This is a genomic window from Occallatibacter sp. FHG110214_02 (assembly GCF_059115385.1).
In genome coordinates, this window is sequence record NZ_JBZYWK010000003.1 from 64352 (window position 1) to 82698 (window position 18347).

General features: G+C 58.2%; 14 protein-coding genes. 8 read left to right on the forward strand and 6 right to left on the reverse strand.

The features are described from left to right. Window positions 1–162 precede the first annotated feature (162 nt). Window positions 163–4353, forward strand: coding sequence for a DNA-directed RNA polymerase subunit beta' (rpoC, locus tag AC5S3R_RS04200; RefSeq protein WP_494265492.1), 4191 nt, complete (start codon window positions 163–165; stop codon window positions 4351–4353). A gap of 91 nt (window positions 4354–4444) precedes the next feature. Here the strand turns inward: rpoC and AC5S3R_RS04205 are convergent, their stop codons facing one another. Further along, complete coding sequence (locus AC5S3R_RS04205; RefSeq protein WP_494265493.1) at window positions 4445–5602, reverse strand: D-alanine--D-alanine ligase family protein; 1158 nt, start codon at window positions 5600–5602, stop codon at window positions 4445–4447. A 213-nt stretch (window positions 5603–5815) separates the two neighbouring features. Here AC5S3R_RS04205 and AC5S3R_RS04210 point away from each other — a divergent pair, with 213 nt between their 5' ends. Both AC5S3R_RS04210 and AC5S3R_RS04215 read left to right on the forward strand, forming a co-directional pair. Further along, a complete protein-coding gene (locus AC5S3R_RS04210; protein ID WP_494265495.1) occupies window positions 5816–6334 on the forward strand; it encodes a hypothetical protein in 519 nt (172 codons plus the stop codon). A 663-nt stretch (window positions 6335–6997) separates the two neighbouring features. Beyond that, window positions 6998–7423 carry a RidA family protein gene (locus AC5S3R_RS04215; RefSeq protein ID WP_494265496.1) on the forward strand — a complete coding sequence of 142 codons (426 nt, stop codon included), beginning with the start codon at window positions 6998–7000 and terminating at the stop codon, window positions 7421–7423. Between the two features lie 205 nt (window positions 7424–7628). Here AC5S3R_RS04215 and fabD read toward each other — a convergent pair whose 3' ends face one another. After that, on the reverse strand, window positions 7629–8573 hold the full coding sequence (fabD, locus tag AC5S3R_RS04220) for an ACP S-malonyltransferase (RefSeq protein ID WP_494265497.1): 945 nt from the start codon (window positions 8571–8573) through the stop codon (window positions 7629–7631). A 149-nt stretch (window positions 8574–8722) separates the two neighbouring features. Between fabD and AC5S3R_RS04225 the strand changes: the two genes are divergently transcribed. After that, on the forward strand, window positions 8723–9463 hold the full coding sequence (locus AC5S3R_RS04225) for a hypothetical protein (RefSeq protein WP_494265498.1): 741 nt from the start codon (window positions 8723–8725) through the stop codon (window positions 9461–9463). Window positions 9464–9619: 156 nt separating this feature from the next. Continuing rightward, window positions 9620–10150, forward strand: a complete 531-nt coding sequence (locus tag AC5S3R_RS04230) for an FUSC family protein (RefSeq protein WP_494265499.1) — start codon at window positions 9620–9622, stop codon at window positions 10148–10150. A gap of 111 nt (window positions 10151–10261) precedes the next feature. On the opposite strand, the gene AC5S3R_RS04235 is transcribed toward AC5S3R_RS04230, so the two are convergent. Further along, window positions 10262–11101: a rhomboid family intramembrane serine protease gene (locus AC5S3R_RS04235; RefSeq protein ID WP_494265500.1), complete on the reverse strand. Its 840-nt coding sequence runs from the start codon at window positions 11099–11101 to the stop codon at window positions 10262–10264. Window positions 11102–11441: 340 nt separating this feature from the next. Between AC5S3R_RS04235 and AC5S3R_RS04240 the strand changes: the two genes are divergently transcribed. After that, a complete protein-coding gene (locus tag AC5S3R_RS04240; protein WP_494265501.1) occupies window positions 11442–11651 on the forward strand; it encodes a hypothetical protein in 210 nt (69 codons plus the stop codon). Further along, on the forward strand, window positions 11648–12016 hold the full coding sequence (locus AC5S3R_RS04245; protein ID WP_494265502.1) for a carboxypeptidase-like regulatory domain-containing protein: 369 nt from the start codon (window positions 11648–11650) through the stop codon (window positions 12014–12016). Before AC5S3R_RS04240 ends, AC5S3R_RS04245 begins: the two co-directional genes overlap by 4 nt. Before the next feature lie 64 nt (window positions 12017–12080). On the opposite strand, the gene gatB is transcribed toward AC5S3R_RS04245, so the two are convergent. From gatB to AC5S3R_RS04260, 3 genes are all read right to left on the reverse strand, one after another. Further along, window positions 12081–13556 carry an Asp-tRNA(Asn)/Glu-tRNA(Gln) amidotransferase subunit GatB gene (gene gatB / locus AC5S3R_RS04250; RefSeq protein ID WP_494265505.1) on the reverse strand — a complete coding sequence of 492 codons (1476 nt, stop codon included), beginning with the start codon at window positions 13554–13556 and terminating at the stop codon, window positions 12081–12083. A gap of 1078 nt (window positions 13557–14634) precedes the next feature. Further along, window positions 14635–15513, reverse strand: a complete 879-nt coding sequence (locus AC5S3R_RS04255) for a creatininase family protein (RefSeq protein ID WP_494265506.1) — start codon at window positions 15511–15513, stop codon at window positions 14635–14637. A gap of 173 nt (window positions 15514–15686) precedes the next feature. Continuing rightward, window positions 15687–16619 (reverse strand): VOC family protein, encoded by a 933-nt coding sequence (locus AC5S3R_RS04260; RefSeq protein WP_494265507.1) that lies wholly within the window; start codon window positions 16617–16619, stop codon window positions 15687–15689. A gap of 281 nt (window positions 16620–16900) precedes the next feature. On the opposite strand from AC5S3R_RS04260, the gene AC5S3R_RS04265 reads away from it, so the two are divergent. Next, on the forward strand, window positions 16901–18346 hold the full coding sequence (locus AC5S3R_RS04265; RefSeq protein ID WP_494265509.1) for a M20/M25/M40 family metallo-hydrolase: 1446 nt from the start codon (window positions 16901–16903) through the stop codon (window positions 18344–18346). The last annotated feature ends 1 nt before the right edge of the window (window position 18347 follow it).

The following is an 18347-nucleotide window of genomic DNA, read 5'->3' on the forward strand; positions in this document are numbered from 1 at the left end:
AGCAACGAGGCTAGGAGCTGGAAGCTAAGAGCTAGTAGCTGATTTTTGGGTTCTTCTTATGAGCGGTGCAACCAGCCGCTTACCGGGGAGAGAAGAACCTCAATAGAGTCCCCGGAGTTGCCGCGGCAGAGTGGAAAAACACATCTGCCAGGGAGGGTTACCTTGTTCCGTTCAAACCCGTTTGAGCTTACCAGCCCGATTACTGACTTCGACGCCATCCGCATCATGCTTGCATCGCCGGAGAAGATCCGCAGCTGGTCGCATGGTGAGGTCACGAAGCCGGAAACCATTAACTACCGCACCTTCAAGCCGGAGCGCGATGGCTTGTTCTGCGCCCGCATCTTTGGTCCCGTAACGGACTGGGAGTGCTTGTGCGGCAAGTACAAGCGCATGAAGCACCGTGGCGTCATCTGCGACAAGTGCGGCGTCGAAGTGACTGTCAGCAAGGTTCGCCGTGAGCGCATGGGCCATATTGAGTTGGCTTCGCCCTGCTCGCACGTGTGGTTCTTCAAGGGTCTGCCTTCGCGTATCGGCCACCTGCTCGACATCTCGCTCCGCGACCTCGAAGGCATTCTCTACTTCGAGTCATACGTTGTCGTTGATCCGGGTGAAGCCCCGGTTCGCGAGCGCGAAATCATCAAGGACGAAGTCAAGTTCCGCGAGCTCGACCAGCAGTTCCGTCCCTCGGGCTTCAAGGCCATGATGGGCGCGGAAGCCATCAAGGAGCTCCTGAAGCGCGTCAGCGTGGATGAGCTTGCCATCGAATTGCGCGAGCGCATGAAGACGGAAACGTCCGCGCAGAAGAAGATCAAGTACGCCAAGCGCCTCAAGGTCGTTGAGGCCTTCCGCAAGTCGTCGAACAAGCCGCAGTGGATGATTCTCGATGTGCTGCCAGTCATTCCTCCCGAGCTGCGCCCGTTGGTGCCGCTGGATGGTGGCCGTTTTGCGACTTCGGATTTGAATGACTTGTATCGCCGCGTCATCAACCGTAACAACCGCTTGAAGAAGCTGATGGACCTGCACGCTCCTGAAGTCATCGTGCGCAATGAAAAGCGCATGCTGCAGGAAGCCGTGGACGCGCTGTTTGACAACGGCCGCCGTGGCCGCGTGCTGCGTGGCGCCAACAACCGCCCGCTCAAGTCGCTCTCCGATACGCTCAAGGGCAAGCAGGGCCGCTTCCGCCAGAACCTTCTCGGCAAGCGCGTGGACTACTCTGGCCGTTCGGTAATCGTCGTCGGTCCGGACCTCAAGCTGCACCAGTGCGGTCTGCCGAAGAAGATGGCGCTTGAACTTTTCAAGCCCTTCATCTATCACCGTCTGGAGCAGACGGGCCACTGCACCACCATCAAGCAGGCCAAGGAAATGGTGGAAATGCAGGAGCCGGTGGTGTGGGACATCCTGGAAGAAGTCATCAAGGACCACCCCGTACTGCTAAACCGCGCCCCAACCCTTCACCGCCTCGGCATCCAGGCCTTTGAGCCTGTGCTGGTCGAAGGCAAGGCCATCAAGATTCACCCGCTCGTCTGTACCGCCTTCAACGCGGACTTCGATGGTGACCAGATGGCTGTGCACATTCCGCTTTCGCCGGAAGCGCAGATTGAAGCCAGCGTGCTGATGCTCGCATCGCACAACATTCTTTCGCCGGCGTCGGGCCAGCCGATCACCGTTCCTACCCAGGACATGGTTCTCGGTCTCTACTACCTGACGAAGGAAGGCAAGGGAACCAAGGGCGAAGGCCGCGTTTTCGCGAATGTGGAAGAAGTTCTGATGGCGCTCGAAGCGAAGGAGCTTGAGACGCTTTCGCCGGTTCGTCTGCGTTATACGGGCAAGGTGCTCGACATGACGACGGCGTACGACGATCAGGACCTCACGCACACCGAGCCGGTTGAGTTCAACAAGGAGTACATCTCCACCACCGTAGGCCGCGTGATCCTGAACGACGCGCTGCCTGCTGGAATGCCGTTCGTCAACGGCCTGCTCAAGAAGAAGGGCATTGGCCAGTTGGTGAACTACTGCAACCAGAACCTCGGCCTCGAAACTACGGTTCGCATGTTGGATCGCATCAAGTCGTTGGGCTTCCAGTACGCTACGCGTTCGGGCCTGTCCGTTGGTCTCGACGACATGGTCATTCCGGCGTCGAAGTACACCGTTGTCGATGACGCGGATCAGAAGGTGATCGAAGTACAGAAGCAGTATCTGGACGGAGCCATTACCAACGGCGAGCGCTCGAACAAGGTTATCCAGATGTGGTCCACGGTTACCGATAAGGTCGCCGACGAAATGTTCGGAAACATGAAGCGCGCCGACCAGGAAGGCGCCATGAACCCGATCTACATCATGGCCGACTCAGGTGCTCGTGGTTCGAAGCAGCAGATTCGTCAGCTTTCGGGTATGCGCGGTTTGATGGCCAAGCCCTCGGGCGAAGTTATCGAAACGCCGATTACCTCGAACTTCCGCGAAGGCCTCACCGTGCTCGAGTACTTCATCTCGACCCACGGCGCACGTAAGGGCCTTGCCGACACGGCTCTCAAGACGGCTGACTCTGGCTACCTGACCCGCCGCCTTGTGGACGTGGCGCAGGACGTTATCGTGACCGAGTTCGATTGCGGTACGAGCGAAGGCATTGACGTAGGTGCAATCGTCGAGTCCGGTGAAATCATCGAGCCGCTGCGCGACCGCATCATTGGCCGCGTCTCGCTTGAACAGATCAAGGATTACGACGGCAACATCGTGGTCAAGATCAACCAGCCCATCGACGAAGAGATTGCGAGCGCGATTCAGGGTGCCGGTGCCGAAAAGGTGAAGATCCGCTCGGTGCTGACTTGCGAATCCAAGCGCGGCGTTTGCGCGCTGTGCTACGGCCGCAACCTCGGTTCGGGCCGCATGGTTGAGCTTGGCGAAACCTGCGGTGTCATTGCGGCGCAGTCCATCGGCGAACCGGGCACGCAGCTTACCATGCGTACCTTCCACGTCGGCGGCACGGCCAGCCGCGTGCAGGATCGTTCGCGCCTCGATGCCAAGAACAACGGCACCGTTCGCTTCATCAACCTGAACACGGTTGAGAGCAAGGACGGTGCGCTTGTCGCGATGAACCGTTCGGGCTCGATTGCAATCATTGATGACCGTGGCCGTGAGAAGGAGCGCTACCAGGTAGTTTATGGAGCGCGCTTCCATGTGAAGGATGGTCAGAAGGTTGCTTTGGGCCAGCAGCTCGCGGAATGGGACCCGTACACTTACTCGATCCTGACCGAAATCGGCGGCACGGTGAACTTCAAGGATCTTCAGGAAGGCATCACGCTCAATGAAGAAGTCGATGAAGTCACGGGCCTCTCGCGTTGGGTTGTGGGTGACTCGCCGGATGAAAAGCGTCAGCCTTCATTCATCATGAAGGGCGCAAAGGGCACCAAGCGTTATCTGCTGCCCAAGGGCGCTCACCTTATGGTGCAGGATGGCGACGAGATGGGACCGGGCGATGTGCTCGCGAAGATTCCGAAGGAATCGACGCGTACCAAGGACATCACCGGCGGTCTGCCGCGCGTTGTGGAACTCTTCGAAGCGCGTAAGCCGCGTGAGACCGCGATCATCAGCGAGATCGATGGTGTGGTTCGCTTTGGCGAAGTGCAGAAGGGCCAGCGGAAGATTTACGTCACCGCCGACAACGGCGATGAGCGTGAGTACTCCGTGCCCCGCGGCATCTACGTCAACGTGCAAGAAGGCGAACGCCTTCGCGCTGGCGATCCTTTGATGGATGGTCCGCTGAACCCGCACGACATTCTCGACGTTCTCGGCGAGAAGGAACTGCAGAAGTACCTGGTGAACGAAATCCAGGAAGTCTACCGTCTGCAGGGTGTGGCCATCAGCGACAAGCACATCGAAGTGATTGTCCGCCAGATGCTCCGCTGGGTCCGCATCGACGACATCGGCGACTCGAACTTCCTGCTCGAACAGCAGGTGGATCGTTTCCGCTTCAACGAAGAGAAGAAGCGCGTGGAAGCCGAAGGCGGACGCCCGCCGGTTGGCCACCCGCTGCTGCTTGGCATCACCAAGGCATCGCTTTCGACGGATTCGTTCATCTCGGCAGCATCCTTCCAGGAGACGACTCGTGTCCTGACGGAAGCCTCGATCAACGGCGCTATCGACAACCTGCGCGGTTTGAAGGAGAACGTGATCGTGGGACGTCTGATTCCCGCGGGCACGGGCCTCGAGTACTACCGCAACGTGCAGCTCTCGCCTGAGCTTGAAGAAGCAGCGGCGAAGGTGCAACAGGAGGTCAGTGCTGAAATCGAAGCCGCAGAGCGCGAACTGGAGATGATGCGCCAGGAAGGCGAAGCGGAAGAGATGGCAGCCGAGTAGGACTGCGCGTCCAGCGAACTGCGTGCTTCGCACGCCAAACTACAAAGGCCCGGCGATTCGCCGGGCCTTTTCTTTTTCTAAAGCTGCTGGCCTAGTCCTTGCTGTATTGATTCCGTTCCTTTTCCTTGTGCCGTTCTACAGCCAGTTCGATTAGGCGCGTGATTAGGTCGCGGTACTTGAGGCCGGTGGCCTCCCATAGTTTGGGGTACATGCTGATTTGCGTGAAGCCGGGGAGCGTGTTGACCTCGTTGAGGTAGATGCGGCGCTTGCCGTCGGGCTCCATCAGGAAGTCCACGCGGGACAGGCCGGAGAGGTCGCAGGCTTTGAAGGCTTCTACGGCCATCGCGCGGATTTGTTTGGTTTCTGTGGCGGTTAGCTTTGCCGGGATTACTGGTACGGAGCCTTCGGAGAGGTACTTGGCTTCGTAGTCGTAGAATTCTTTGCCGGGAATGATCTCGCCGATGACGCTGGCCTTGGGATCGTCATTGCCGAGGACGGCGACTTCCAGCTCGCGGGCCTTTGCGCCTTTGCTGCCACTTACGCCGTGCTCGATGACGATTTTGCGGTCGAACTTGGCGGCTTCGGTGAGCGCGGGGCCTAGCTCTTTGCGGTTGTGCGCCTTGCTGATGCCGACGGAAGAGCCAAGGTTTGCGGGCTTTACGAAGACGGGATACTTGAGTGCGGCTTCAATTTTTGTGATGGCTTTGCGCGGAGAGCTCTCCCACTCGTGGCGAAGCAGTGTGACGTGTTTGACGATGGGTAGCTTCGCCTGCGCGAAGAGCTTCTTCATCACGTCCTTGTCCATACCTGCGGAGGAGCCGAGCACACCCGAGCCGACATAAGCAATTCCGGCCAGTTCAAAGAGGCCTTGAATGGTGCCGTCTTCGCCGAAGGTGCCGTGCAGAACGGGGAAGATGACGTCCAGCTTCTGGATCTTTGCTTCGGCAGGTGCGAGTGCTGCGGGTTCCGGCGCGAGCAGTGTTGGGATGCCTTGATTAAGCACCTTGGCGCTTGTTGTGGCAGGCAAATTCCCGGCGCTCAACTCGCTTGTTGCGTTGCTGCTGCCGAGCAGCAGGTTGTCGGCATCGCTTGCTGTTAGCCAGCGGCCATCCTTGGTGATGCCGATGGGCACTACATCAAATTTGCGGCGGTCAATTGCCTTGAGAATGGATGCTGCCGAGAGGAGCGAGACTTCGTGCTCTCCGCTTTTTCCGCCAAACACTACGCCAACCCGCAGTTTCTTTGCCATTCGATTCTTTACGTCCTTTATGCCGCGTTTGCGGCGGCAAGTCTCAGTGTAGAGCGCAGAGGATGGGTTTATGCGCGGAACAAGAGTGCGATATGCGCAGGGAGAATCAGTCTGGGAACCGTAGTTGCTGCCATGGTGTCTAACAAGAAGAGTGCTGCTGCGATATAAACTGTCCACTGTCATCTGTAACCTGTCTACTGTAAGGAGTTCTTCATGTCCCTGCTCGATGCGCCGGCGTATGACGAGGCTAAGGCTAAGCGAAATCAAGCGATTTTTATTTCGGCGATTGTGGCGGTGTTCTTGCTGCTCGTGCTTGGTTGGTTTGTTGCCGGGCGTCCGGTGGACTGGCCGTGGAACTGGCCGAATCATCTGATGGGGCGTTCGGCTGCGAATCATTTTCTGGATGCGGTGGAGAAGAACGACCTGGAGACGGCTTACGGCGTCTGGATTCATGACACGGACTGGAAGAACCATCTTGACCAGCACAAGACGTATCCGTTTTCGCGGTTCCAGGGAGACTGGAGTTCGACCAGCCCGGATAATGAGTACGGCGTGATCCAGTCGCACCGGATTGCGGCGGCGCGGATGTATGGGAACCAGTTGCTGATGGCGATTCTCGTCAACGGGCGGAAGAGCAAGGCGCTGAGCCTGGAATGGGACCCGCATGACCATACGCTGAGCTTTGCTCCGCCAGATGTGGAGATCAATCCGGAGTCGTACTCCGCGAATTGAGTTCCGTGTGTATGCGCACAGCGGGGTGCTTTCCCATTTCTTTTGTTTTGTTTGGGTTGCGTGTGATTGCACAGGGACTGTGGAGTTTCTTTATTCCGGAACTGTGCAAACGGCAGGGGGTAGGGTATGGGGTATAGGGGATTGTGCTTGCTGTTGACGGCATTGGGTTCTCCTTTCTTTGGAATGAGCGAGCTAGCAGCGCTTCGCGCTTAGCAAGTTAGCGGAAAAACAGAATGGCCCGATTCCTTGGGAATCGGGCCGTTCTTCTGCTTATTTTTAGTTTGGCATAAAGGGCCATAATTGAGCGCAAACTTGGCTGGGAATTTTGCTTAATGGAATCAATGAGTTAGGAAATACTTTCGGGTTTGGGGCTTGACATGAGATTTCCACAGGCTAAGGACGAAGGGCGAGGGACGAAGGACGAGAAAAGCAAAGACAAGAGCAACTGCAGATCCTTCGGCTTCGAGCAGGATGACGATACTCTTTTTGGGGTGTTTGAGATGTGGGGCGATTGGCGGTATGGGCATCTCCGGTCCCAAAATGCCAGGGATCGGGGGCACCCGGTGCCGGTGGGATATTGACCGGAAATATTTTCAGGATGGGGGGATAGAGTGTATTTCTTGAAGAGGAAATTACTTACCCCTCTTGGAGGCTATTGTTTTTATGTCCAGGTATCTTGTTTGTGCGGCTCTGCTGCTTGCGGCTCCTTTGGCCATTCATGCTCAAAATAAGGCGATTGATGCCAATCCGAAGATGCCGTTTTCGGAGGGAATTGTTGCGGGGAACACGCTTTATGTTGCCGGGCAGCAGGGGCCGGATGAGCATGGCAAGGTTGTCGGAACCAGCATTGAGTTCCAGACCGAGCATGCGATTGCTGCGGTGAGGCGCGTGGTGGAGAAGGCGGGCTTTAAGATGGCGGACCTTGCAAACGTTACCGTCTATGTGACCGACCTGCAGGACGTTCCCAAGATGAATGAGGTCTATATGCGGCTTATGCCGAATCCGAAACCGGCTCGCGCGACGGTGAAGGTTGCGGGGCTGATTGACGATGCCAAGATTGAGATTTCGGCTATTGCTGTGAAGCAGTAAAGACAGGGACTAGGGACGTAGGGACTTAGGGACCAGGAAAGGCAAAAGCATGCCTCGGGGCCTGAAGGCCCAACACACATTATCTGTAGGCCGGGGCTGAAGCCTCGCCCTACCTTTTGTGCATTCGCTTATGCGTCAGGGACATAATTGCGAGCAAAAGAATAAAGAGCCCGGTGATTGCCGGGCTCTCTCTTTGTTTCTGGTCTTAGGCTTGCAGTTCAGCCAGGGTCTTTTCGAGGCTGGCGGGGTCTTCTACGTTGAGGGCCTTTTGCTCGGGGGCAATTTGCTTCATCAGGCCCGTCAGGACTTTGCCGGGGCCGGACTCTACGAATACATTGGCGCCGGAGGATACGAGTGTCTGGATGCACTCCACCCAGCGGACCGCTCCGGTTACCTGCTGGATGAGGGCAGTGCGGGTTTCCTCTGCCGTCGTGACCAGCTTGCCCGATACGTTGGAGGCTACGGGGATTTTGGGGTCGCTCAGGGGGATGTTGCTGAGGACTTCTGCTACTGCATCTTGCGCGGGCTGCATGAGGGCGCAGTGGAAGGGTGCGCTGACGGGAAGCATGACGGCGCGGCGTGCGCCTTTAGCTTTGGCAATTTCCGCGGCTTTTTCTACGGCGGCTTTTGCACCGGAGATGACTGTTTGTGCCGGGGAGTTGAGGTTGGCGGCGGCTACGGGCTCGCCGGTTTCGGCGGCGGCTTCTGCACAGGCTTCCGCTACGATCTCGGGCGCAAGCTGGAGGATGGCGGCCATAGCTCCGACTCCGGCGGGGACGGCCTGCTGCATGGCGGCTCCGCGGGCTTTGACGGCGCGGACGGCGTCGGCGAAAGAGAGTGTCCCGGCGGCGACGTGGGCGGACCATTCCCCGAGGGAGTGGCCGGCAGCGAGTGCGGGCGTGATGCCGTTTTCGGTTAAGACACGCCATGCGGCAACCGAGACGGTCAGGATGGCGGGCTGGGTGTTTTCGGTCAGGCGCAGGTCTTCTTCCGGCCCTTCGTAGAAGAGCCTGGTGATGGGAAAGCTGAGAGCTTCATCGGCTTCTGCGAAGGTGGCCGCGGCGACGGGGAAGGCTTCTGCGAGGGCGCGGCCCATGCCTACGGTCTGCGAGCCCTGTCCGGGAAAGAGGAATGCTAGTTTCTTGCTCATGTTCTCTGGTGATTGTACTAAGACGGGCGACAAGACGCCGGGAAGGCTTAAGCCTGTCTTAATTCTCAATCGTTATTCTCGGGGCAGTCCCGGCTGATGCGGGAGTTTTATACGAAAACGAACCTCTGCAAGAAACGAGGGCCTATACATTGCAATTCAAATCTATTTTTTCTCTAGGCAGTGGATGGATTGGTGCGGCGGCGCTGATGATGGGCGCGGCTGGCGCGGCGGCGCAGGTGGGTGGGCCGGTTGTGGATTTTGATGCTCCAGTGCCGCAGCAGACGGGGAATGGCGCTGCGCCGCAGCAGACGAAGCGGATTCTGGGGATTATTCCGAACTTCAGGTCTGTGAGTGCGGACCAGAAGCTGCCTCCTCTGACGGTGAAACAGAAGTTCATGATGACGACGGAAGATTCGTTTGATTATTCGGCGGTGATTGTGCCGGCGGCGATTGCGGGGTTTGACCAAGCGCGGAATGCTACGCCGGAGTTTGGACAGGGCGCGCTGGGGTACGGGCGGTACTTCTGGCACTCAGCGCTGGACCAGACGACGGAGAACTACCTGGTTGGATTTATTTTTCCGGTGGTCACGCATGAGGACCCGCGCTACTACACGCTGGGGCATGGCGGGTTCTGGAAGCGGACAGGATATGCGATGAGCCGCGTGGTGGTGACGCGGAATGATGCGGGACACGAGGAGTTCAACATCTCCGAGGTTGTTGGCGCGGGCGCTTCGGCGGGGCTCTCGAATGCGTACTACCCGGGCCGCGAGCGGGGGATCGGGAATACCGTGCAGCAGTGGAGTGTTGGCGTGGGCGTGGATGCGCTTGAGTTTGCGGTGAAAGAGTTCTGGCCGGATGTGAATCGGAAGCTGTTCCACAGTGGTCAGTGAAGAGTGAGCAGGAGTAGAGATAAAGGGCGAAAAGCTCTAAAGAATTTTATGGATATGCCATATCTGATTCTTCTTGCACATCTCAGTTCTGGGGATGCGGTGGTTTTGGCGGCGATAGACTGATTCCAAGTGCCGATGGGTAAGCGGAATTTTTCTATGCGAAAAGAAGAAGCAGTTCGCCATGTCGCGTTTGTTTTGCGGTGCTCAGCGGCGGCTACGGGCGGTTATCTGCTTGCGGATTTTGTGCGTTTGCCTCATCCGGTGTGGGCGGCGATGTCGGGAATTATCGTCAGCCAGGAAAGTTTGACGCAGACGCATAATGCGACCGTGGGGCGGCTGTTTGGCACGGTGGTGGGCGTGGCGATTGCTGTTTCCGTGGGCAAGGCGTTGACGCCGCTGCATGCGGGCGTGGCTGTGCAGATGGCGGTGGCTGTGGCGCTGGCTGCGGTGGTGGCGCGGAAGTATCCGGTGCTGCGGGTCTGCATGTGGACCTGCCCGATTGTCTTTCTTACCTCTGACAAGCAGACGCCGCTGTTGATGGTGGGGTTTTATCGCGGGGCTGAGGTGCTGCTCGGTGGTTTGCTGGGTGCGCTGCTGCACTGGGTTTCTGAGACGCTGATTGGCTGGATTGAGCGAGGTTTGGCGGATGAGGCGAAGCCGGTGGAGGAGTTGAACCTGGAAGACTGAAAAAGGCAGGGGACGGGGTGCAGGGTACAGGAAATGCAAAAGCAGGTCCTTCGCACTAAGCGAGTTGGACCTGCTTTTGTTTTTGCCGTTGTTTTTACTGTCCCCTGCTTTTTAGTTCCAGCGGGAACGGTCGTCGTGGTCTTCGTCGTCGATTTGGCGGCCGCGGCTGTCGAGGCGCACGGTGCGGCCTTGCTTCTTCATGTAGACCTCGAACTTGCGGCCGGCGCGGCGGCGCTTCCAGCGGTAGTAGCCGTTGCGCAGGGCGTACCAGCGCTCGCTCAGGTAGTAGCCGGGGCCTTTGCCGGAGCTGCTGCCATAGCTGGATGCGCGGCCTGCGGGGGCGAGGCGCAGGTAGAGCAGCGCCGCGAGGGCTCCGCCGATTTGCGCGAAGGCGGCGAGGCGGCTTTCGCCGAAGAGCATGGCGAAGGCGATGAGCGCGTAAATGATGGCGAGGTAGCGCGCCTTGATGGAGATGACGAAGAACATTAGGAACTCGACGTCACCGAAGAGGACGCCAATGGCGATGAGCATGCCGAAGATGGCGCCCATGCAGCCGTAGAGGGGCAGGATCTCGCCGAGTGGCCAGGTGAATTTATCTGCGAGGAAGACGAGCAGGATGGCTGCGGCGGCGGTGCCGAGGGTGCTGGCGATGTACAGGCCAGTGACGAAGCTGGGGCCGCGGTAGCCCTCAAGGAAGCTGGCGAGGAACCAGAGCGAGAGCAACTCGAAGAGGGTTCCGAGCAGCGAGGGGTGAATAAGTGAGTACGTCAGCGGCTGCCAGACGGCTCCGTGGAGCACGTCGCCCGGCGTGAGGGCGAACATGGAGAAGATGCCGAGGCCGAGGTGCGCGAGATAGAGAATCTGCAGCGCGAAGAACGCAATGAGATTGATAACGACAAGGCGGCGTGTTGCTCCGCGAAAGTCCGGGAAGGCGAGAGGGAGTTGGCTCATGCGGGCCATGGATTCAGGGTATATCGACAGGCTGGGAGCAGGGAATAGGGAGCAGGGAGATTGGGACTGAAACCGACGGGCGTTTCTGCCGTCTGAGGAATAGGGCGCAATGTGCGGCGGCGGTGGTGCAGTAAGGGGAAATGAGAGAATTTTGATGGTTGTTGTACTTGACCTGAGCTGGTCATCCGTCTAAAACTAGCGAAGCGAAGGGGCTGTTTTTCGGTGTTTTGGGGGAGGCCCGGAACTCGAATAACATAGTAAGAGACAGCCTGCAGAGCAGAATCGCCGACGTAGAGTACGGTGATGGAATTTTAAAAGAGGGAAAGGGGAAGTGGCTGCCATGATCAGCTGCCCTGAGTGCGAAAACGAACTGGACATCGAGCTCGACGAGATTGAAGAGGGCGATGTGGTGACGTGCAACGAATGTGGCACGGAGTTTGAGGTAGTGGGGACCGATCCGGTGGAGTTGGCTCGTTCAGACGACGAGTATGACGAGGACGAGGACGACTACTACGACGATGAGGAAGAAGAAGAGGACGAGGAAGAATGAAGCGGAGCTTGAAGGTAGCAGCCGGCGTGGTGTTTGCGGCGTTGGCGCTTGGGGTGGTTCCGGGGAATCCTGGCGGCGGAAGTGCGACCGCGTATGCACAGAACTTTGGCCAGCGCGTGGTGATTGGCGTGGTGGAGAGCGGTGATTCTCCACTGGGCGGGGCTACTGTTTTTCTGCGCAACATGAAGTCGAAGGCTATCCGCAGCTTTACTACACCGGCGGATGGACGCTTCCGGTTTACGCAGGTGAACATGTCGGAAGACTTTGAGCTGTGGGCTGAGAAGGAAGGCAAGAAGAGCGCCGTGAAGACCATCAGCTCATGGGATACGCGTAAGGAAGTGGCTTCGGAGTTGAAGCTGAAATAGGTTTTTTGCTGGATGAAGAAAGGGCCGGAACAAAGTTCCGGCCCTTTCTGTTTTTGAGTTGGAATCAGGCGTCGAGCTTTTTGGTTACCAACTCGTTGAGCAGGGCGGGGTTGGCCTGGCCTTTGGATGCCTTCATGACCTGGCCTACGAAGAAGCCTGCGACGGTCTTCTTTCCGCCTTTGTACTGCTCCACCTGCTTGGGGTTGGCGGCGATTACCTCGTCGATGAGCTTTTCGATGGCCGCGGTGTCGGTGATTTGCTGCGGCTTTTCGCGCTCGTAGACAACGGGGAAGTCTTCCGACTTTTCAAAAGCGGTGTCGAGCAGTTGCTTGAGCTGCTTGGAGCTGATTTTGCCTTCGTCCAGCAGGTCGGCGGCGAGCACAATGCCCTGCATGGAGACGGGCGACTTGTCCTGCTCGATGCCCAGCGCCTTGAGACGGCCTCCCACTTCGCTGAGCAGCACGTTGGCTACGCGGCGGGCGTTTTTGGCGGTCTTGGCGGCGGCTTCAAACTGGTCGGCGAACTCGCGTGTGGCAGTGAGCGTACGGGCGTCCTGCTCGCTGAGGTCGTACTCGGAGATCATGCGGGCGCGGCGGGCTTCGGGAAGCTCGGGAAGCTCGCGTTCGCGGGCCAGAATCCAGTCGGGCGTCAGCACGAGCGGCGGAAGGTCCGGCTCGGGGAAGTAGCGGTAGTCGTGCGCCTGCTCCTTGGAACGCATGGAGTAGGTGCGGCCTTCGTTGGAGTTCCAGAGGCGGGTTTCCTGCACGACGCGGCCACCGGATTCGATGAGTTCAATCTGGCGCTCGATTTCATATTCGAGGGCGGAGCGGATGAAGCGGAAGCTGTTGACGTTTTTCACTTCGGCTTTCGTTCCGAATTTTTCCTGACCCCTTGGACGGACGCTTACGTTGGCGTCGCAGCGGAGCGAGCCTTCTTCCATGTTGACGTCGGAGACGCCGGTGAAGAGGAGGATTTCGCGCAGGCGGGTGAGGTACTCGAAGGCCTCGTCGGGCGTGCGGATGTCGGGCTCGGAGACGATCTCGATGAGCGGCGTGCCGCAGCGGTTCAGGTCGAGATAGGTGCGCGAGTTGGAGTCGGCGAATCCGTCGTGGATGCTCTTGCCGGCGTCTTCTTCCATGTGCAGGCGTGTGATGCCGATGCGCTTGATGCTGCCGTCTGCCGTGGGGACTTCGATCCAGCCGTGCTCGGCGAGCGGCTTGTCGAACTGCGAGATCTGGTAGCCCTTCGGCAGGTCGGGGTAGAAGTAGTTTTTGCGCGCGAAGATGGAGCGCGGGTTGACCGTGCAGTGGATGGCGAGCGAGGCCTGGGTGGCGAACTCGACGGCCTTCTCGTTGAGCACGGGGAGCGCGCCGGGCAGGCCCAGGCAGACGGGGCAGATGTTGGTGTTGGGCTCCGCGCCGAACTTGTTGGCGCAACTGCAGAAGGCCTTGGTGGCGGTGAGCAGTTGCACGTGGACTTCGAGGCCGATGACGGGCTCGTATTTGGCTAGGATTTCAGGTGAAAGACCTGCGACGGGCATGAGTTGATTTTATCGCGGAGATGCGAGCTTTCGCGGTTTTCGGTAGTGGGTCTGATTGAATCTCAGGGGGTAGATCAGTAACTTCCGACTTACCTGTCATCCACCGGAGCCAACCTGAGCAAGCCAGTTGAAACCCAAAAGTTTATATTGAATAGTAAGCCAATTAAATACTGTTGGGCTCGTGCCCTCAACGGAGCGACAAACCGCCATGCAGTTGCTCGGACTCAACGAAGATTTTGGTGGTAGCCTGCCAGGGAGCCGGTTTCCCGAGCGCGCCAATGTGTACTTCTGCGACAAATGCGGCTCAGATATTACTGAGCATTTCCGCATAAGTCGTGGCCATGGAAGCCCGCCTCTCGGCCCCCCGATCTTCTACTGTAAATGTGGTGAAAGGTATCTTTCGGGAACCCGCGAGTGGGACGATCTAGGATCAAATGAAAAGCGCAGATCACTCGGTCTTATGAGAATCACAGCGCTTTTTTGCCTCCCGTTCGCCGTCTCACTAACCACAGCCGCCTTGGGGATTTACGAGCACAACGGGGCGCTAACGATTGCTGGCACAATCCTGACAGTACTTACGGCTCCATTCTCAGTTATGTTGGTACCAGGCTTCCTTGAAGTTCGAGACATAGTTGCCTCGATCTACAGAACCAGAATCTCGAACAGACTGCCGAAATGACCCACATCGCCACAGGATAGGCTATTTCGCCAATGGAACGGACACCTTCTTCGAGTTCCGTCTGGATTGTCGCCTACTCGGAAATTGGCACGTTCTTTCAACACTAATTCGATCTGTCTATGGATTCAAACTGACCCGCTGCGTGGTTTCCCACCCTTGCGCCGGAAAGAAGGCGCAAGGATGGGGCACGGGGCGTTTGTGGGGGGGGACTGGCGAAAGACAACCGCAGGTCCTTCGACTCACCACCCCGAGCTGAAAAACGCTCGGGGCCCCTTTCGCTCAGGATGACATGGCTTAATTTTGTGGGAGAACGAAAAGTAGGGTACGGGCTGCTGTGGTATCCCAGGTCTCCAAAATCAGGAGACCTGGGGCACCCAGTTTGGTGGAAGAGCGGAAAAATTACTGCTTGGTGTCGATGGGGTGCATGGTTTTTTCGAAGAACTCGTTTTGCAGCTTGAGGCTTGTTTCGTCGGACTTGATTGCCTTGATGGCATCGGCAATCATCTGGGACCAGTATTGCTGGCCGGCTGCGCCGTATTCCTTGGTTCCTGCGGAGCCGTCGCCGGCGTAGTGGTCAGGATATTTGGCGTACCACCAGATGCCGGTGTAGACGGTGTCGGGCAGGTTCTTCAGGTGATCCTGGCTGACGCCTGACTCGTCGTTGGCTTGATCCATGTGGACGAGGTCGGGGCGGGCGACGAGCATGGCGGAGGTTTCGGTTTCGCCGGCGTGCTGGTCGTCCGCGGGGTTGGATTTGTGCTTGGGGCCGTAGGGAGCCTGGCGGTGCGGAATGCCGAAGACGTAGACGACGTAATCATGCTGCGTGGCGAGCTGCGACTGCGCGAAGAGCGGAAGCAGGGACTCATTGCCGCCGTGGCCGTTGACGATGAGGATTTTCTTGCAGCCGTTGCGGGACATTTCGCTTACCGTCTCCTGCAGCAGTGTGAGCTGCGTGGAGAGCGAGTAGGCGATGGTGCCGGGCTCCTGGCGGGCTTCAAAGATCTGGCCGAAATAGTACTCGGGGAAGACTACGGCGTACTCCTGCTTGGTGGCGTTGAGGACGGCGAAGCGGACGTCGAGAAGGTCGGTGCCGATGGGCAGGTGCGGGCCGTGTTTTTCAAGAATGCCGAAGGGCAGGACGCAGGTGTTTTGCGACTGGTGGATAGCCTTGATGAAGTCGGAGGCGGTTAGCTCTTCCCAGTGCGTGGAGAGGGTTTGTGCGTGGGTGGTGAGAGCGGCAAGGGCAAGAGAGAAAAGGACACAACAGCGGCGAAGCATGGGCATACCTCCGGTTGTAACGTTTGAATAAGCATACCGCAGGGATTGCGTTCGGTTGCGTCTTGTTGGATTGGATTGTGTGGGAAGAACTTGATGCGGGAGATCCGGCGGTATGGGTACCCCACCCTTCGAACACACAATGCTCGAAGGATGAGGCACGGGGTTTTGTGGTGTTACTTCGACGGGGTGGGGTCGGGGGCGGTGAAGGGCGAGCAGCAGGGCTTTTGTGTGGCGCTCCAGTTCATTAGCTCGGCGCGGATGCCGTCGGGGTCGTACATGTTGAACTGGCCTTTGCCGTCTTTGCCGATTTGCGTGTGGCCGTCGTTGCGTACGCCTTCCAGCCGGCCACCGCTTTTGAGCGTGGCGAAGGCGGTGTCTACGGAATCTTCTCCGATGGAGAAGTGGTCGAGCACGCCGAGTTGGCGCTGCGAGATGTTGGCGGGGATGCCCGAACCGGATGGGCCGCTGGTGAGCATGTATTCCAGCCAGTCGTGCGCGTCGGGCGTTTGCTGGCTTACCCAGTCGATTTTTTCGGGGTTCATGCCGCCGAACCAGTAGGGCTTGAAGTCGAGGATGGCGCGGTAGAAGGTATCTTCTTTGGCGCGGTCGCGGACGAGAAAGCCGACGTGGATGATGTGGTGTCCGATGGCGTTGGGCGCTTCGACTTTGAGCTTGGGATTCGGCTGGACGAACTCGATTTTGTTGCCTTCGGGGTCGAGGACGGCGAAGTAGCGGCTGCCGTCTGTGCCTTTGGAAACGGTGGCGGGCACCTGCCAGCCTTTGGCGGCGAGATATTTGCGGAGGCCTTCGGCGGACTCGGTGTTGAAGGCGGCGTGGTCAAGGCGGTTGGGACCTGCGTTGGCGGGCAACGGGAGCACTTCAATGTATTGCGTGGAGCTGAGTGCGTATTTCACGCCTTGCGGGTTTTCTGTGTCGGGCATTTTTACCGCGCCGATGGCGAAAGTATAGTAACGCTCGGTGGCGGCGGGGTCGGAAGTATAAACGGCGAGGTGCGAGATGCCGGTGATTTTGGGGCGTTGCTGGGCGGTAAGCGTGGCGGCGGAGGCGAGAAGCAAAGCGGCGGATGCGAAAAACCTGGAGCGCATAGGTACCTCGATATTTGCGAACCGGAACACGATAAATGGATTTATCAGGCGGTGCAACGGCGGAGTGTGCTCTAAGACAGTGGTCAGGGATCAGTGGTCAGTTTTCAGTTTTTAGATAAAGCGCAAAAGCTATAAAGGGCAAAGGCTGTATGGGAACCAAAAAATTATAGATATCCCACCCATGCGGCAAACAACGCCGCATGGGTGGGGCACCCACAGTATTTTGTGTCCTGTCTCTGAGCTTTATGGGGTTCTCAGGCGCGAGGACTTACAATTCGCTCATGTTTTTTAAGCGTGTTTCTATTGTTCTTGCTGCCTTGACTTATGCTCTGCCTGCTTTGGGGCAGGGTGGGATTGTTGCCGCCAGTGTGGCAGACCGTGCGGAGGCGAAGGCGATTTTCAAGGAGTTGATTGAGATCAACACTACCGATACGCCGAAGGGTAGCGTGACGGTGGCGACGACGGCGATGGAGAAGCGCTTTCTGGATGCGGGGTTTGCGCGCGAGGATGTGAAGCTGTTGGGGCCTGCGCCGCACAAGATGAATCTGGTAGTGCGCTATCGCGCTGCGGGTACGCCGGATGCGAAGCCGGTGGTGTTTCTTTGCCACGTTGACGTGGTGGAGGCGCTGCTTTCGGATTGGCATACGAATCCGTTTGAGTTTGTGGAGAAGGACGGCTACTACTATGGGCGCGGCACGCAGGATATGAAGGATGGCGACGCGGCGCTGGTGGCGACGTTTTTGCGGTTGCATCGCGAGGGGTACAAGCCGAAGCGGGATTTGATTTTGGCGCTGACTGCAGATGAGGAAGGCGGCAAGTTTAATGGCGCTTCGTGGCTGGTGAATGAGCATCGCGAGCTGGTGGATGCGGCGTATGTCATCAATCCTGATTCGGGTGGCGTGGAACTGGATCACGGCAAACCTACGGTGGCGGCTGTTGAGGCGACGGAGAAGGTGTATGCCGACTACCAGGTGACGGCGACGAATCCCGGAGGGCATAGCTCGTTGCCGCGGCCTGACAACGCGATTTATGAGTTGATGGCGGCGTTGAACAAGCTGGCTGCGTATAGTTTTCCGTTTGAGCTGAATGATGTGACGCGCACGTACTTTGCGAATCTTGCGAAGGCGGAGCCGGAGACGACTGCGAAGGATATTCACGCGATTCTGGCGACTCCGCCGGATATGGAAGCCGCGGCGCAGCTGAGCAAAGAGCCTAGCTTTAATTCCACTTTTCGCACGACGTGCGTGGCAACGCGGCTGAGCGGCGGACATGCGAACAATGCGCTACCGCAGACGGCTCAGGCGAATGTGAACTGCCGCATCTTTCCGGGGCACTCGCCGGAGGAGATTCGGCAGCAGTTGATTACGCTGTTTGGCGACTGGAAGCTGGTGGTGAAGTATGTTTCGGACGCGGGAGGCGTATTTGACAAGGCTCCGGAGCGTAAGGCGATTGTGCCACCGCCGCCGATTCCGGAGGTCTTTGGACCGTTGACGCGGTTAACGCAAGCCATCTGGCCGGGCGTGCAGGTTACGCCGATTATGGAAGACGGCGCGAGTGACTCGATTTATTTCGCACAGGCGGGGATTCCCTGTTATGGCTACTCGGCGGTGGCGCTGGAGCGCGATGACGTGCGGGCGCACGGGCAGGACGAGCGGCTGCCTGTCGAGTCATACTGGAAGTCACTGGACTTTTTCTATTCGTTTGCAAAGGAATTGGGCTCGAAGTAGG